14 protein-coding genes are annotated in these 15,623 nt (G+C 61.9%); 5 read left to right on the plus strand and 9 right to left on the minus strand.

Going from position 1 to position 15,623, the window contains the following annotated elements:
• The first annotated feature begins 446 nt into the window (after positions 1–446).
• From GGD57_RS09880 to GGD57_RS09895, 4 genes are read left to right on the plus strand one after another with little or no spacing between them, the layout of a single operon-like run.
• A complete protein-coding gene (locus tag GGD57_RS09880; protein WP_184469202.1) occupies positions 447–1,331 on the plus strand; it encodes an N-acetylglucosamine kinase in 885 nt (294 codons plus the stop codon).
• Entirely contained in the window at positions 1,328–2,092 is a 765-nt protein-coding gene (locus tag GGD57_RS09885; protein WP_184469204.1) for a GntR family transcriptional regulator, read from the plus strand. The genes GGD57_RS09880 and GGD57_RS09885 overlap by 4 nt, the downstream gene beginning before the upstream one ends.
• Positions 2,093–2,151: 59 nt before the next feature.
• Positions 2,152–2,406 carry a type II toxin-antitoxin system prevent-host-death family antitoxin gene (locus GGD57_RS09890; protein WP_184469206.1) on the plus strand — a complete coding sequence of 85 codons (255 nt, stop codon included), beginning with the start codon at positions 2,152–2,154 and terminating at the stop codon, positions 2,404–2,406.
• A 6-nt stretch (positions 2,407–2,412) separates the two neighbouring features.
• Positions 2,413–2,841 (plus strand): hypothetical protein, encoded by a 429-nt coding sequence (locus GGD57_RS09895; protein WP_184469208.1) that lies wholly within the window; start codon positions 2,413–2,415, stop codon positions 2,839–2,841.
• A 160-nt stretch (positions 2,842–3,001) separates the two neighbouring features.
• On the opposite strand, the gene metH is transcribed toward GGD57_RS09895, so the two are convergent.
• Positions 3,002–6,775 carry a methionine synthase gene (metH, locus tag GGD57_RS09900; protein ID WP_184469210.1) on the minus strand — a complete coding sequence of 1,258 codons (3,774 nt, stop codon included), beginning with the start codon at positions 6,773–6,775 and terminating at the stop codon, positions 3,002–3,004.
• Positions 6,776–6,942: 167 nt separating this feature from the next.
• On the opposite strand from metH, the gene GGD57_RS09905 reads away from it, so the two are divergent.
• On the plus strand, positions 6,943–8,202 hold the full coding sequence (locus GGD57_RS09905) for an AGE family epimerase/isomerase (protein WP_184469212.1): 1,260 nt from the start codon (positions 6,943–6,945) through the stop codon (positions 8,200–8,202).
• Between the two features lie 62 nt (positions 8,203–8,264).
• On the opposite strand, the gene GGD57_RS09910 is transcribed toward GGD57_RS09905, so the two are convergent.
• The 8 genes from GGD57_RS09910 to GGD57_RS09945 all read right to left on the minus strand — a co-directional run bounded on the left by GGD57_RS09910 (position 8,265) and on the right by GGD57_RS09945 (position 15,558).
• On the minus strand, positions 8,265–8,888 hold the full coding sequence (locus tag GGD57_RS09910) for a DUF2799 domain-containing protein (protein WP_184469214.1): 624 nt from the start codon (positions 8,886–8,888) through the stop codon (positions 8,265–8,267).
• A 129-nt stretch (positions 8,889–9,017) separates the two neighbouring features.
• On the minus strand, positions 9,018–9,512 hold the full coding sequence (locus GGD57_RS09915; protein WP_085737842.1) for a heme-degrading domain-containing protein: 495 nt from the start codon (positions 9,510–9,512) through the stop codon (positions 9,018–9,020).
• A 188-nt stretch (positions 9,513–9,700) separates the two neighbouring features.
• Positions 9,701–10,312, minus strand: coding sequence for a flavin reductase family protein (locus GGD57_RS09920; protein ID WP_184469216.1), 612 nt, complete (start codon positions 10,310–10,312; stop codon positions 9,701–9,703).
• Between the two features lie 4 nt (positions 10,313–10,316).
• Positions 10,317–11,060 (minus strand): aspartate/glutamate racemase family protein, encoded by a 744-nt coding sequence (locus GGD57_RS09925; RefSeq protein WP_184469218.1) that lies wholly within the window; start codon positions 11,058–11,060, stop codon positions 10,317–10,319.
• A gap of 1 nt (position 11,061) precedes the next feature.
• Positions 11,062–11,883 (minus strand): ABC transporter permease, encoded by an 822-nt coding sequence (locus GGD57_RS09930; RefSeq protein WP_184469220.1) that lies wholly within the window; start codon positions 11,881–11,883, stop codon positions 11,062–11,064.
• A 1-nt stretch (position 11,884) separates the two neighbouring features.
• Complete coding sequence (locus tag GGD57_RS09935) at positions 11,885–12,799, minus strand: ABC transporter permease (RefSeq protein ID WP_184469223.1); 915 nt, start codon at positions 12,797–12,799, stop codon at positions 11,885–11,887.
• A 323-nt stretch (positions 12,800–13,122) separates the two neighbouring features.
• Positions 13,123–14,418 carry an ABC transporter substrate-binding protein gene (locus GGD57_RS09940; RefSeq protein ID WP_184469225.1) on the minus strand — a complete coding sequence of 432 codons (1,296 nt, stop codon included), beginning with the start codon at positions 14,416–14,418 and terminating at the stop codon, positions 13,123–13,125.
• A gap of 51 nt (positions 14,419–14,469) precedes the next feature.
• Complete coding sequence (locus GGD57_RS09945) at positions 14,470–15,558, minus strand: ABC transporter ATP-binding protein (RefSeq protein ID WP_184469656.1); 1,089 nt, start codon at positions 15,556–15,558, stop codon at positions 14,470–14,472.
• Positions 15,559–15,623: the final 65 nt, after the last annotated feature.

Raw genomic sequence — 15,623 nt, forward strand, 5'->3', positions numbered from 1 at the left:
CCCTTGGAGGACCGCCAGCGACTGCCGGCCCCGAAAGCTCGACGGACACGAAGGCGGATCGCCTGCGGCCGGACTGCGCGCTTTTCGGTGACCTGCACCGGACGCGCCGAAAATAATGGGAAAGCCAATGGATGCCTGAATTCCATCGCCGGCCCGACAGGGCCACTGGCATTCTGGCAATCATCCTCGAAGCGGTTCCGGCTTGGCTTTGCTGCCGGTTTTCGTGGGCTTCAAAACGCTGTTCCCTTTTGTCGAATTAAGGCCAAAAAAATACCAATTGTCCAGACGAATTTTAACTTTTAGGCGCACAAGGCTTCATTAAAAATTTTTATTGAGGAAAATCAAATGGATAAAAAGGTGTAATTTCTCGGCCATTCCCACTTGGTAAATGGTATTTTTTTGGTATTGTATGAAAAACAGATGGGAACGGTGTATTCGGAGGCCCGATGACGGAGCTTGCAATCGGCATAGATGGCGGCGGAACGAGCTGCCGGGCCGCGATCGCGGACAGAAACGGCACGATCATCGGCCGCGGCAAATCGGGGCCTGCCAATATCCTGTCCGATCTGGACAATTCCCTTCTCAACATCGTCGACTCCGCCCGGCAGGCTTTGCGTGATGCCGGGCTCGCCGCGGAAACCATCTCCTCCGTCGCAGCGGTCGTCGGCGTCGCCGGCGCCAATGTCACGGATTATGGCCAGCGAATCGAAAAGGCCCTGCCCTTTGCCGAAGGCCGCGTTGTTACCGATGCACTGATCGCGCTCCAGGGCGCGCTCGGCGATGCCGACGGCATCGTCGGCGCCTTCGGCACCGGCTCGGTCTATAACGCCCGGAAAGAGGGTCGGCTGAACGGCATCGGCGGCTGGGGCTTCGTCGTCGGCGACCAGGCAAGCGGCGCCCGCCTGGGCCGCGACCTCATGGAACGATCGCTGCTCGCCCATGACGGCGTGCGCCCGGCTTCCGCGATCACCGAAGCGGTCATGGCCGAATACGGCAATGATCCCGAGCGCATTGTCGAATTTGCGCATTCGGCAAGACCGACGGATTTTGCCCGTTACGCGCCTGTCGTCTTCGACTACGCAATGAGGGGCGATGCGGTCGCGGTCGGCATCGTCACGGACGCGGCAACGGCGATCGGCGAAAGCCTTGAAGCGCTGCTTTGGCCCGGATGCCCGTCAATTTGCCTGCTTGGCGGTCTTGCGGAAGCCTATGAGCCCTGGCTTCCCCAACGCTACAGGCCGCTGCTGGCCAAACCGAAGAACGATGCCCTTCACGGCGCGGTGGAACTTGCGGTCAAGCTCCTGAACGAGCGACAGAGAGGTGCGGCATGACCGATGATCTCGCCACAATCCTCTCCCTGGAACGCCTGCAGGCGGCCGGCACCGGCCCGCTCTACGTCAAGCTGCGCCGCACGCTCGAAGAGGCCGTGCGCGCCGGCACGCTTGGTCACGGCGACGCGCTGCCGCCGGAGCGCGACATCGCCGAACTTGCCGCCGTCAGCCGGGTCACCGTGCGCAAGGCGATCGACGAACTCGTCGCCGACGGCCTGCTGGTGCGCCGCCACGGTTCGGGCACCTTTGTCGCCAAGCCGGTTTCCAAGGTGGAGCAACGCCTGTCACAGCTCACCTCTTTCACCGAAGACATGGCACGCCGCGGCATGTCCTCCCGCTCGGAATGGCTGCATAAGGGCATCCATACCCCCTCACCCGACGAGATGATGATCCTTGGCCTCGCCGCGGGCGTGAAGGTTTCGCGCCTCTCGCGCCTGCGCATCGCCGACGACCAGCCGCTGGCAATCGAGAATGCCAGCGTCTCCGGCGAGTTCCTGCCCGATCCCTCCGCCGTCACCAATTCGCTCTACGCCGAACTCGAACGCCTCAACGTCCGTCCGGTCCGCGCCGTCCAGCGCATTTCGGCGACCAACATGAAGGAAGCCGACGCCCAGCTTCTCGGCGTCTCCGTGGGTGCGGCCGGCCTGTCGATCGAACGTATCTCCTATCTCGGCTCCGGCCGCGCCGTGGAGTTCACCCGCTCGCTCTATCGCGGCGATGCCTACGACTTCGTGGCCGAGCTGACGATCGGGGTGAACTGACGGCTTGAGCTTATCCAAATTATACGTATAGTCCGAGTATTGAAGTTTGGAATCCTATTATGGCTCGGACCACATCTCTGGAGTTTCAGCGAAAATTCGGTGAGTTTCAGCACCAGGCACAGCGCGAGCCCGTCGAGATCACCCGTCATGGCCGCCGCGAATTCGTGCTGATGTCGGCCGAGCACTATGATTGGCTGAGGGCTGCCGCACAACGCACGCACATCACCGCCGACGCCTTGTCCGTTGTCATCGAAGCAGTCGAAAGAGCGGAGATGGATGCGGCGCATGCCCCCCTCGATGAACTGCTGAAATAACGCCTCATGGCCCCAATTCCCGAACCTAAGCCCGGCCTCGTCGTGCACTATGATTACCTCTGGTCGCGCGAAGCATCGGCGGGCCGTACCCAGGGCAAGGACAGGCCCGCCTGCCTCGTCGCGGCAAGTGATAGCTTCGCCAATCCCCGCTACGTCGTTCTGCTGCCGATCACGCATACGCCGCCGTCTGGCGATACAATCGGAATAGAAATCCCGCCGAAGGTGAAGCAGGCGATCGGTCTGAACGACGCGCCGAGTTGGGTCATCGTCTCCGAACACAACATCGATGAATGGCCGAATGGCGGGCTTTCGCCCGTGCCGGGCAGCGAGGGAATATTCGCCTACGGCTTCATCCCGCCCGGTCTTTTCGCAACGATCAAAGGGAAATTTCTCGATCTTGCCAAAGCCAGGAAGAGCGATCCCGTCCGCCGCTGATGCCTATCGCCCAAGAGCGGCTTTCGAGGGACGACATTCGGCAAAATCAAACTGCAGCTTGATTTTCGCTTTCAATTTCAAAAGCATGAAGCCGGAAGGTGAATCACTGTCCGGCTCCATCGTCTCTTGATTCATCACATTAAGAACGTCGAGCGCGCCTCTACGCCGCGTCCTCAATCTCCTCGTCCGCCTTGCGCGGCACATAGTTCAGCACCGGTCCGAGCCAGCGCTCGACCTCGGAAACCTCCATGCCCTTGCGCTTGGCATAGTCCTCCACCTGATCGCGCTCCACCTTGGCGACGCCGAAATAATAGGAGTCGGGGTGGCCGATATAGAGGCCGGATACGGACGAGCCGGGCCACATCGCATAGCTCTCCGTCAGCTTCACGCCGGCGGTTTTTTCCGCATCGAGCAGCTTGAAGAGCGTCGCCTTTTCCGTGTGGTCGGGCTGGGCGGGATAACCGGGCGCCGGTCGGATGCCGGCATAGGCTTCGGTGATGAGGTCCTCATTGCTGAGTGTCTCGTCCTTGGCATAGCCCCAATATTCCCGCCGCACCTGCTCGTGCATACGCTCGGCAAAAGCTTCGGCGAAGCGGTCGGCCAGCGCCTTGACGAGGATCGAGGAATAATCGTCATTCGACCGCTCGAAACGTTCGGCGATGGCGATCTCCTCGATGCCGGCCGTCACCACGAAACCGCCGACATAATCCTGCACACCACTTGCGACAGGCGCGACGAAGTCCGACAGCGCCACGTTCGCACGCCCGTCCCGCTTCGAAAGCTGCTGGCGCAGCGTGTAGAAGGTGGCAAGCTCCTGGCTGCGGCTTTCGTCCGTGAAGAGGCGGATATCGTCGCCGACGGCGCCGGCCGGCCAGAAGCCGATGACGGCGCGCGGGCGGAACCACTTCTCGTCGATGATCTTGTTGAGCATGGCCTGGGCATCGGCCCAGAGCGCACGGGCCGCCTCGCCCTGCTTCTCATCTTCGAGAATGGCGGGGTAACGGCCGCGCAGTTCCCAGGTCTGGAAGAACGGCGTCCAGTCGATATATCGGGCAAGCTCGGCCAGATCGTAATCCTCGAACACCCGCGTGCCGAAGAACTCAGGCTTTGTCGGCTTGTAAGCCGACCAATCGACCTTATGCGCATTCTCGCGGGCTCGCGGCAAAGGCAGGCGCACCTTCTCCGCTTCGCTGCGGGCATGGGCAGCCGCCACCTTGGCATATTCGGCTCTGACATCGTCGACATAGCCCTGCCGCGTTTCCGACGAGAGCAGCGCCGAGACGACGCCGACGGCGCGGCTCGCATCGGTCACGTAGACCGCCTGCCCCTTGTTGTAGCCGGGATGGATCTTCACGGCGGTATGCACGCGGCTGGTCGTGGCACCACCGATCAGCAGCGGGATTTCGAAGCCCTGCCGCTCCATCTCGGCCGCGACGTGCACCATCTCGTCGAGCGACGGCGTGATCAGACCGGAAAGGCCGATGATATCGACCTTTTCGGCGATCGCCGTTTCGAGGATCTTCGTCGCCGGCACCATGACGCCGAGGTCGACGATCTCGTAATTGTTGCAGGCGAGCACAACGCCAACGATGTTCTTGCCGATATCGTGCACGTCGCCCTTGACCGTCGCCATCAGGATCTTGCCGGCCGATTGCCGTTCCTCGCCGCCGTTGAGGCGCTTTTCCTCTTCCATGTAGGGAAGAAGCACGGCAACCGCCTGCTTCATGACGCGGGCGGATTTCACGACCTGCGGCAGGAACATCTTGCCCGATCCGAAGAGATCGCCGACGACGTTCATGCCGGCCATCAGCGGCCCTTCAATAACGTGCAGCGGACGGGCGGCTTGCTGACGCGCCTCCTCCGTATCGGCTTCGATATATTCGGTGATGCCGTTGACGAGCGCATGTTCGAGACGCTTCTCGACACTCCATTCACGCCAGGAGAGATCCTGGACGCGGCCTTCCCTGGCGCCGGCGCCACGGAAACGCTCAGCCACCTCAAGCAGCCGCTCGGTGCTGTCGGGACGGCGGTTCAGCACCACGTCCTCGCAGGCCTCACGCAGCTCGGGATCGATGTTGTCGTAGACAGCGAGCTGGCCGGCATTGACGATGCCCATGTCCATACCCGCCTGGATGGCGTGGTAGAGGAACACGGCATGCATCGCCTCACGCACCGGCTCGTTGCCGCGGAACGAGAAGGACAGGTTGGAGACGCCGCCGGAAATATGCACGAGCGGCATACGCTGACGGATCGTCCGCGTCGCTTCGATGAAGTCGACGCCGTAATTATTGTGCTCTTCGATACCGGTCGCGACCGCGAAGATATTCGGGTCGAAGATGATGTCTTCGGGCGGGAAGCCGATCTTCTCGGTCAGCAGCGTGTAGGCGCGCGTGCAGATTTCCACCTTGCGCTCATAGCTGTCGGCCTGTCCCGTCTCGTCGAAGGCCATGACGACGACGGCAGCACCATAATTGTGCAGCAGCCGAGCCTGGGCGAGAAAGTTCTCCTCGCCTTCCTTCAGCGAGATCGAGTTGACGATCGGCTTGCCCTGCACGCGCTTCAGGCCGGATTCGATGATCGAGAATTTCGACGAGTCGATCATGACGGGCACGCGGGCGATGTCGGGCTCGGCGGCGATCAGGTTGAGGAACTCGACCATCGCCTTTTCGGAATCGATCAGGCCCTCGTCCATGTTGATGTCGATCACCTGCGCGCCGTTCTCGACCTGGTCGCGCGCGACATCGAGTGCTGCGGTGTAATCGGCATTGGTGATCAGCTTGCGGAACTTCGCCGAGCCGGTGACGTTGGTGCGCTCGCCGACGTTGACGAAAGGAATGTCCTTGGTCAGCTCGAAGGGTTCGAGACCCGACAGCGACATGAACGGGCGATGTTCCGGGATCGGGCGCGGCTTGTATTTCGCCGCGGTCTCGGCGATCGCCCTGATATGGTCCGGCGTCGAACCGCAGCAGCCGCCGACGATATTGACCAGGCCTTCACGGGCGAAGCTGTCGATCTGTGCGGCCATCAGCTCCGGCGTTTCGTCGTACTGGCCGAACTCGTTCGGCAGGCCGGCATTCGGATAGGCGCAGATGAAAGTGTCGGCAACGCCTGACAGTTCCTGCAGGTGCGGGCGCATCGCATTGGCCCCGAGCGCGCAGTTGAGGCCGATCGTGAAGGGATTGGCGTGGCGCACCGAGTTCCAGAAGGCCGACGGCGTCTGGCCGGAGAGCGTGCGGCCGGAAAGGTCGGTGATCGTGCCGGAGATCATCACCGGCAGGCGCACGCCCTTGGCCTCGAAGCGCTCTTCGCAGGCAAAGATCGCGGCTTTGGCGTTCAGCGTGTCGAAGATCGTCTCGATCAGGATGATGTCGGCGCCACCGTCGATCAGCCCGTCGATCTGCTCGCCATAGGCGGACCGCAGGTCGTCGAAGGTGACGGCGCGGAAACCGGGATTGTTGACGTCGGGCGAGATCGAGGCGGTGCGGTTGGTCGGGCCGATGGCGCCCGCCACGAAACGGCGGCGGCCGTCCTCGCGCTCGGCGCGGATTGCCGCGCGGCGCACGATCTCCGCACCTTCCTTGTTCAGCGCATAGACCTCGCCTTCCATCTGGTAATCGGCCTGGGCGATGCGGGTCGAGGAGAAGGTATTGGTCTCGAGGATATCGGCGCCGGCCTTGGCGTATTTGTAATGGATCTCTTCGATCGCATCCGGCTGGCTCAGGATCAGAAGGTCGTTATTGCCCTTCTGGTGGCAGGCGCAGCCGATGAAGCGCGTGCCGCGAAACTGGTCTTCATCATAGCCCAGCCCCTGGATCTGCGTGCCCATGGCGCCGTCGAGAACAAGGATGCGTTCGCTCGCGGCTTTCTTCAAAGCGGCGAAAACTTCACTGCCGTCACGCTTGCCCGTTTCCGGACCAAAGAGAGTATCAAACACGGGAGGGCTCCTTGACGTCGTAAGACCAGACTTCCAGATCACATAAAGATATCTTTATGTCAATATATGCCTATCGATTTCGTGCTTTGCAAGCTTGCCTCATGACAGACTCGCCCGACCTCTATATAGGCGTTTGCAACGCTTGTGCACGAAATCGGAGGAGCATCATGGCACCCGCAACCGGCAACACCGCGCTTGGAAACTGGACGACCCGCGCCTACCATCGCGGCTGGCTGCTCGCCCAGGCCAACGGCCTTTTCGATTTCTTCCAGCACAATTCAGTCAACCCGAAGGGCGGCTTCTACGATCTCGACGACCAAGGCAGGCCGCTCGACGCCGAGGGCCAGGTGCGCGGCATCCATATCGCGGCGCGCGCGGTCCATTGTTTCTCGATCGGCGCCCTGCTCGGCCGCCCGGGCGCTGGCGACCTCGTCGACCACGGCATGAACTATCTCTGGAACCACCATCGCGACCGCAGGAATGGCGGCTATTTCTGGTCGCTCGACAACAACGGTCCGGTCGATTCCAACAAGCAGGGTTACGGCCATGCTTTCGTGCTGCTCGCCGCCGCCTCCGCCAAGACGATCGGCCATCCGCTTGCCGACGGCATGCTCGACGATATCACCGGGATCCTGAACACTAGGTTCTGGGAGGCAAAACACGGCGCCATCGCCGAGGAATTCACCGCCGACTGGCAGCCGCTCGACGGCGGCGTCTATCGCGGCCAGAATTCCAACATGCACTTGACCGAGGCGCTGATGGCGGCCTTCGAAGCGACCGGCGACAGAGAGTATCTGACCAAGGCCGAAAGCATCGCCGACCTCGTCATCCGCCGCGCGGCCGGTTCGGTCGACTGGCGCGTCGCCGAGCATTTCGACGCCGAATGGAACCTCGACAAGTCTTACTATCATCCGAACGAAATGTTCCGCCCGGCCGGCACGACGCCGGGCCACTGGCTGGAATGGGCGCGCCTGATCCTGCAGCTCTGGGCGCTCGGCGGCAAGCGCATCGAATGGATGCCGGATGCGGCCAAGGCCCTCTTTGCCCAATCGATGGCGCTCGGCTGGGACAACGACAAGGGCGGCTTCTTCTATACGCTCGATTGGGACGACAAGCCCGCCAAGCGCAACAAGCTCTGGTGGCCGGCCTGCGAAGGTGCCGCTGCCGCCCATTTCCTCAACGAACATCTGCCGAGCGATTTCCACGAGGAAAGCTACCGCAAGATCTGGAACGTGATCGAGCGCGCCTTCATCGACCATAAGAATGGCGGCTGGCACGAGGAACTGACGGAAGACCTCGTCCCCTCGCATTCGCTCTTCCCCGGCAAGGGCGATATCTATCACGCCCTGCAGGCCTGCCTCATCCCGCTCTTTCCGGCAACCGGCAGCCTGACGAAAGGCATCACTGAGGCCGGCGGCAAGCTCTGAGGCATCGATCCGAAGTTCAGCATGCCCACGCGCGCCTCAAAAGGCGCGTGGGGCTGTAAAGCTCAGTAGCCCGGCGCCCGCAATTCGGCGGTGGGATTGCGCTGGAACCACTCGACATCCTCGTTTGCACGGTCGAGTTCGTCCTGCAGGTCGCGCTGGTCGCGGCGGATATCGTGCATGTCGTCTTCGAGATCCTCGATCCGCCGGCGCAGCTCCGATCTGTCGCCATCCTTGGCATCCTTCAGCCTGTCGGAAAGCTCGTCGATTTCAATCTCCTTGGAGCTGTAATCGTTCTGCATCGAATTGAGGCGCTCCTGCAGCCCATGCTGCTTGCTGCCGATGTTGAAGCCGCGCAGGAAGCCGGATGCGGTTTCGGGCGGGCAGATATTGGCGTAGCCGCTGCCCGCCTGGCCGCGCGCCAGCCCGCTGAGCGGCGTGCAATAACGTACAAGGCCGGACTGATATCCCTGGAACCAGATCGTCTGGTCGGGCACGATCTTCACCCGCTCGCAGGATTTGGCATGCGCAGCGAAACGCTGCTGCGGCTCATAGCCCGCAGCCCCGTCGCTCTCGCCGATCACCCGCCAGTCGGCGGCCACACATTCCTCCTTCGACAGCGTGTTGCAGGAGGCAAGGAAAAGACCGAAACCGATGGCGGCGGCAAGCGCGAAGAACAAGCGGATCATGGCGTCCCGGGAAGGTTAAGGAGGGCGATGCCGCACCTTAACCGCAGGACAAGGCCGCGTCACCGGAGCGGCGATGCGATTTTGCATTTTTCATGGCTTTTTTCTGTCGAAATTACGGCAGATCTCGCCTCAGAGCGGAGCGAGCCGCAGCGTATCCAGATCCTTCGCCAGCATCAGCGCCAAGGCCTCGACGGCGAGATTGTGGTCGTCGCGTTGCGGCAGGCCCGAAACGGTGACCGCGCCGATGCAGCCGGTTCCCTTGACGTTGATCGGAAAACTGCCGCCATGCGGCGCATAATCGGCGCCATCAAGCCCGTTGTCCTCGACGGTCTTGCCGTCCTTGCTGAGCTTTAGCCCGGACGCATAACTGCTGCGGAAATAACGCAGCACCATGTTGCGCTTGCGGCGCACCCAGTTGACGTTATCGGGTGTGACGCCCGGCAATGCCGCATAGAAGACCGGCATCGAATGCAGCGTCACATCGATCGCGATGCCGAGGCCGCGCTCGGTGGCGAGTTCCTGCAGAAGCTTGCCAAGCTGCCAGGCAGTGGTGAGATCGAAAGCGTCGAAGCTCAGCGCCTTTTCCTGCTCGGCGATCCGGCTGAGATCGTTCTCGATTGTCATGATAGGCGCTCCTCTCCTGCTATGATCCGATGCAGACCATTCTCACCAGAAGAGAAAAAGTAAAGCAAAACTTGGGGCTATCCCGGAGCAATTCCAGCAAAAGTGTACAGCGGTTTTGCGTCCGGAATTGCGTGAAAACAAAGAGATAGAGCGTTTCCATGACTCGAGAAAAACGGAAACGTTCGACGTCAGAGCTTCGGCGTCAGCATCTCGAAACGGTCGCGGATGGTGGCGCAGGTATCGCCGCCCAGTCTCGCAATGGCATCGACCGCGGCCGGATCGACATGCAGCCGTTCCGGATCGACGACGCCATCGCGGTAATGCGCATAGACGATTTCGCCGAGGATAATCTGCCGCGAGCGTCCAAGTTCCAGCGTCACATGCCGCCGGCATTCGAAGGCGGCCGGCGCCTCGGCGATGAAGGGGGAAGCGACCTTCTTGCCCGGCACCGCCGTCAACCCGGCTTCCTTCAGCTCGTCGACGCCGCGCGGATATTTGCTGCCGCAGACATGCATCGCCTCGGCGATGGCGAAAGAGACGATGTTGACGGTGAAGACCTCGGTCATGCGGATATTGTGGCCGGTATCTTTGAACGACATGTCGGCATTGTTCTCGACGCCGATCGCCAGGATCGGCGGATCGGCCGAGAGGCAGTTGAAGAAGCTGAAGGGCGCCGCGTTGATCCGGCCATGCTCGTCGACCGTCGTCACCAGCGCGATCGGCCGCGGAATGATCGTGCCGATCATCAGCTTGTAGCGTTCGCGCTCCCCGAGCGCTTTGAAATCGAAGGAGACGGCCATGGGCTCAGCCGATTTTCGCGGCCGGCGAAAAACCGCTCATCGCGCCCATAAAGGGTTTCGGCAGCGGCGAGGCGTAGGAGCCGCGCTTGCTGGTGGAAAGACCGAGCGACACCAGCGCCTCGGCCTGCTTGACGGCGGCCGCCACGCCGTCGACGACGGGCACGCCGTAGATATCCTGCAATTCCCGGGCAAGATCCGTCATGCCGGCACAGCCGAGCACGATCGCCTCCGCCCCGTCTTCGGCAAGAGCCCGCTCGATCTCGGCCCGGAGCTTGCCGATCGCGCCCGAGGCGGCATCTTCCAGCTCCAGCACCGGAATATCGGAGGCGCGCACCTTGGCGCGCTCCCCCATGCCGTAGCGGCGCACCAGATTGTCGATCAGTATCCGTGACCGCTCCAGCGTCGTCACCACGGTGAAGCGCTGCGCCAGGAAGCCCGCCGTCACCACGGCGGATTCGCAGAGACCGAGGATCGGCACATCGGCAAAACTCCGCGCCGCTTCGAGCCCGGTATCGTCGAAGCAGGCAATGACCGCCGCGTCATAACCCGCCGCCTGCCGCTCCTTAAGTTCCAGGAGCAGTCCGGGGATCGCCAGCGCCCCGTCATAATGCCCCTCGATGGAGACCGGCCCCATGGTGGATGTCGCGGCGATGATCTCGGTGCCGGATGCCGCCACGGCACGTGCGGCGGTCGCGGCCTTCTCGGTCATGGAAACAGTGGTGTTCGGATTGACGATGAGGATGCGCATATCAGTCTATCTTTGCCTGTCGCCGGCTGAGCATCGTCATGATGCCGAGCGCGATGAGAATGATGGTGAAGGAAAACAGCGTCGTCACCGTGCCGAGCGCATAGAGCACCGGCGTCGTGACGTTGGTCGTCATGCCGTAGATTTCGAGCGGCAAGGTATTGTAGCTGCCGGAGGTCATCAAGGTGCGGGCGAATTCGTCATAGGAGAGCGTGAAGCCGAACAGGCCGACGCCGATCAGGCTCGGCGCGATCATCGGCAGCACGACATGGCGGAAGGTCTGCCAGGAGGTCGCGCCAAGGTCGCGCGCCGCCTCTTCATAGGCAGGCGAAAAACGATTGAAGACGGCAAACATGATCAATACGCCGAACGGCAGTGTCCATGTCAGGTGCGCGCCGAAGGCCGAGGAATACCAGGCGGGCTTCAACCCGCCCTCCTGGAAGACGACGCCGATGCCGAGCGAGATGATGATCGACGGCACGACGAGGCTGGCGACGGTGGCGTAGAACAGCGCCGTCGAACCGCGGAAACGGCGGCGGAAGGCAAGGCCGGCCAGCAGCGAGACGACGACCGTCACCACCATCACCATCAGCCCGAGGGTGAAGGAGCGGCGGAACGAGGCGCCGAAATCGCCGACCGCCTGCTTTTCGAACAGGTTGAAGAACCAATGCGTGGAAACGCCGTTCATCGGGAAGGTCAGGCCGCCGTCCGGCCCCTGGAAGGAAAGGATCAGGATCGCCGAAAGCGGGCCGTAGAGGAAGAGCACGAAGATGATGAAAAAAATCGCCAGCAGATAGAATTCGAGACCGCGTTTTTCGTGGTTCATCTCAAAGCTCCTTGCGGATGTCGACGACACGCAGGATGGCGGCCACCATCAGCAGCACCACCGCAAGCAGCACCACGGCATTGGCGGCAGCGGCCGGATATTGCAGCAGCGACATCTGGTTCTTCATCATCAGCGCCACCGAAGCGCTCTGGCCGCCGGACATGACCTGCACGGTGGAGAAATCGGCCATCACGAGCGTGACGACAAAGATCGTGCCGATCGCCATGCCGGGCTTGGCAAGCGGAATGACGACGTTCCACAATACCTGCCAGCTCGACGCCCCGGCATCGCGCGCCGCCTCGAACAGCGACCGGTCGATGCGCATCAGCGTGTTGAAGATCGGCGTCACCATGAACAGCGTATAGAGATGCACCATGGCGAGCACGACGGCGAAATCGGAATAGAGCAGCCATTCGATCGGCTTGGGGATGACGCCCATTTCGATCAGCGCCGAATTGACGAGGCCGTTGCGCCCGAGCACAGGGATCCACGAGATCATGCGGATGATGTTCGAGGTCATGAACGGCACGGTGCAGACGAGGAAGAGGATCATCTGCGTCGAGGTCTTGCGGATGTGGAAGGCCAGGAAATAGGCAACCCAGAAACCGATGACGAGCGTCAGTGCCCAGACGATGGCGGTGAATTTCAGCGTATTGAGATAGGTCTTCCAGGTTACCCATGAACCGAGCGTGTCGGTGTAGTTCATGGTGAGGAAATCAGGATAGAGGCCGGCGAAGTCGTAATCCCAGAAGCTGACGACCGATATCATCGCGATCGGCAGCAGGAAGAAGAAGCCGAGAATGACGATCAGCGGCGTCGCCTGGAGATAGGAGATGGCGGTAGGGGAGAGCCTCAGCCCACGCCTGACGCGCGCGCCTTGGTCGTCCTCCTCCGTTTCCGCTGCGATGGTCGCCATATCCGGTTCTCCGTTCTGATTACATCAAGCGGAACGAAGGCGCGTGCCGCCCCCTCATCCGCCTGCCGGCACCTTTGCCTGGGTCGAGCCACCGGTCTCGACCCGTCCTTCGGACCCCCGCTGGGGAGAAGAGATTCGCGGCAGCGTCTGCGCCACCGCGAAACTTCTTTTTTTGCACGCTGCTGAACCGCGAACTCCCTCTTCTCCCCAACGGGGAGAAGATGCCCGAAGGGCAGATGAGGGGGCGGAGCGAAGCGACGTCTTGAGCGATAGCGAAAGACAGCTCGCCCCTCCCTCGTTGGGGAGGGGCGAGCGGCAAGCGCTTAGGCCGCGATGAACTCGTTCCAGCGGCGGACCATGTAGCGGTCCTCGTCCATGACAGAGTTCCAGCAGGCGACGGCGCCCATGCGGGCTTCGAAGGAACCGCCGTCGCGCACGGCGCCGGCCTTTTCCATGACCTTGCCTTCGGGCGAGAGGATATCGCCCTGCGCCGGCTTGCCTTCAATCCAGTAGCCCCATTCGTCGGCCGACATGAACTCTTTGGCGGTGTCCATGCAGGCGGAATAATAGCCCTGGCGATTGAGATAGCCGCCGACCCAGCCCGACGTGTACCAGTTGATGTATTCGTAAGCCGCATCGAGCTCGGCGCCCTTGAGGTGTGCGGCAAGGCCGAGGCCGCCGCCCCAGGCGCGGTAGCCTTCCTTGAGCGGCTGGAAGGTGCAGGCAATGCCCTTGGAGCGGACGGCGGCAACGGCCGGCGACCACATCGACTGGATGACGACTTCGCCCGATGCCATCAGGTTGACGCTTTCGTCGAACGACTTCCAGAAGGCGCGGAACTGGCCGTCGCCCTTGGTCTTGATCAGAAACTCGATCGTCTTGTCGATCTCTTCCTTGGTCATGTTGCCCTTGTCGGCATATTTGATCTTGCCGGCGGCTTCCATGATCATCGCCGCATCCATGATGCCGATCGACGGAATGTTGAGGATCGCGGTCTTGCCCTTGAAGGCCGGATCGAGAATATCGGCCCAGCTGGTGATCGGACGACCGGTCAAGTCGGGACGGATGCCGAGCGTGTCGGCATTGTAGATGGTGGGAACCATCGTCATCCACTGCGTCGGCTCCTTGGCGAATTTCTTGGAACCCTGCGCTTCGACGAAGCCGACCGTGTGCGGGGCCGTTCCCTGAGCGATGACGCTGTCCGCCTTGAGCTTGCCGTTGATGAACAGCGGCACGATCTTGTCGTAATATTTCAGCTTTTTGACGTCCATCGGCTGCAGCACGCCTGTCGGGAACACCTTCTTGGCGATCCAGTATTCGACGTCGGCGATGTCGTAGCTGTCGGGCTGGGTGACGGCGCGCTGGGCGGCGGCGTCGGAATCGGTTGCCGTCATCTCCAGCGTGATGCCGAGATCGGCTTTGCACTTCTCGGCGATGGCATTGATGTTGGAAACGCCGGTGCCGAACTGGCGAAGCGTGATGTTCGTCTTTGCCCAGATGGTCGGAAAGCCGGTGATGGCGCCCGAGCCGGCAATGGCGCCGACGGCAGCAGCGCCCGTCTTCAAGAGCGTGCGGCGGGAAAGACCTTTGCCCGCCTTCGATGTCGTTTCAGTCGTCATGTCAGTTCCCCTTTTTGTTGATGCGGAAGGATGGTTGTTGATGGTGATTGTTCATGCAGGAGATCGGCCGAGAAGCACGGCGTCCTCGAGCGCCCAGCTGAGCGAGACGGCATCGCCGACTGAAACCGGCCGGGCGAAATAGTCGCCGTCGTCCGAGATGACGGTGAAGTCGTCGCTGCCGGCGCCGAGAACGGTGATTTTCACGGAAGAGCCGCGATATTCGACATTGGAGACGATGCCGTTGAAGCCGAGCGTCCATTCGGTCGCCACCTGCAGGCGCACGCGATCGGTGCGGATACCGATATCGACAGCTTCGCCGACCTCCCTGCCCTCGCCCCGCACGGAAAAGCTCTGCCCCTCCGGCACGGTCATGACCAGCACGCCGTTTTCGCTCGATGTCACCCGGCCGGAAAGCACGTTGTGATCGCCCATGAAGCGGGCGACGAAGGCGGTGGCCGGCTTCTCGAAAACCTCGCGCGGGGCCGCCGCCTGCTCGATCCGGCCGTCATTCATGATGACCATGATATCGGCGAGCGCCATCGCCTCTTCCTGGCTGTGGGTGACGTGGACGAAGGTGATGCCGAGCGATTTCTGCAGTTTCTTCAGTTCGGCGCGCATGCGGATCTTCAGGAACGGATCGAGCGCCGACAGCGGCTCGTCGAGCAGCAACGCTTCGGGATCGGTGATCAAAGCACGCGCCAGCGCCACGCGTTGCTGCTGGCCGCCGGAAAGCTGGGCCGGCCGCCGGTTGGCATAGGGCTCCATCTGCATCAGCTTCAGCATTTCGAGCGCCTTGGCGCGGCGCTCCGCCTTGTCGACGCCCTTCATCTTTAGGCTGAAGGCGACATTGTCGATCAGGTCGAGATGCGGAAACAGCGCATAGGACTGGAACATCATCGCCGTGCCGCGCCTGGCCGGCGGAAAATCGGTGACGACTGTTCTGCCAAGCCGGATATCGCCCGACGAAATGCTCTCATGGCCGGCGATCATGCGCAGCGTCGAGGTCTTGCCGCAGCCGGACGGGCCGAGGAAGCAGCAATAGGAGCCGGCCGGAATCTTCAGGCTGATCGCCTGGACCGCGGTCGTCGCCCCATAGACCTTCGAAACGGATACTAAATCGATCTCTGCCGCTTTCGACATCATGCCTTCCCCTGTTCGGACAAGGCGATGCATCTCCCGTGCCAATTCGGCAGGCTAGTAATAAC

Origin of the sequence: Rhizobium esperanzae (genome assembly GCF_014197615.1) — a bacterium.
Lineage (GTDB): Bacteria > Pseudomonadota > Alphaproteobacteria > Rhizobiales > Rhizobiaceae > Rhizobium > Rhizobium esperanzae_A.

Excerpts from the sequence above, each read along its gene's own strand:
- GGD57_RS09880 (WP_184469202.1), top strand. The coding sequence starts at position 447 with ATGACGGAGCTTGCAATCGGCATAGATGGCGGCGGAACGAGCTGCCGG.
- GGD57_RS09885 (WP_184469204.1), top strand. The coding sequence starts at position 1,328 with ATGACCGATGATCTCGCCACAATCCTCTCCCTGGAACGCCTGCAGGCG.
- GGD57_RS09890 (WP_184469206.1), top strand. The coding sequence starts at position 2,152 with ATGGCTCGGACCACATCTCTGGAGTTTCAGCGAAAATTCGGTGAGTTT.
- GGD57_RS09895 (WP_184469208.1), top strand. The coding sequence starts at position 2,413 with ATGGCCCCAATTCCCGAACCTAAGCCCGGCCTCGTCGTGCACTATGAT.
- GGD57_RS09905 (WP_184469212.1), top strand. The coding sequence starts at position 6,943 with ATGGCACCCGCAACCGGCAACACCGCGCTTGGAAACTGGACGACCCGC.
- GGD57_RS09910 (WP_184469214.1), bottom strand. The coding sequence starts at position 8,888 with ATGATCCGCTTGTTCTTCGCGCTTGCCGCCGCCATCGGTTTCGGTCTT.
- GGD57_RS09915 (WP_085737842.1), bottom strand. The coding sequence starts at position 9,512 with ATGACAATCGAGAACGATCTCAGCCGGATCGCCGAGCAGGAAAAGGCG.
- GGD57_RS09920 (WP_184469216.1), bottom strand. The coding sequence starts at position 10,312 with ATGGCCGTCTCCTTCGATTTCAAAGCGCTCGGGGAGCGCGAACGCTAC.
- GGD57_RS09925 (WP_184469218.1), bottom strand. The coding sequence starts at position 11,060 with ATGCGCATCCTCATCGTCAATCCGAACACCACTGTTTCCATGACCGAG.
- GGD57_RS09930 (WP_184469220.1), bottom strand. The coding sequence starts at position 11,883 with ATGAACCACGAAAAACGCGGTCTCGAATTCTATCTGCTGGCGATTTTT.
- GGD57_RS09935 (WP_184469223.1), bottom strand. The coding sequence starts at position 12,799 with ATGGCGACCATCGCAGCGGAAACGGAGGAGGACGACCAAGGCGCGCGC.
- GGD57_RS09940 (WP_184469225.1), bottom strand. The coding sequence starts at position 14,418 with ATGACGACTGAAACGACATCGAAGGCGGGCAAAGGTCTTTCCCGCCGC.
- GGD57_RS09945 (WP_184469656.1), bottom strand. The coding sequence starts at position 15,558 with ATGTCGAAAGCGGCAGAGATCGATTTAGTATCCGTTTCGAAGGTCTAT.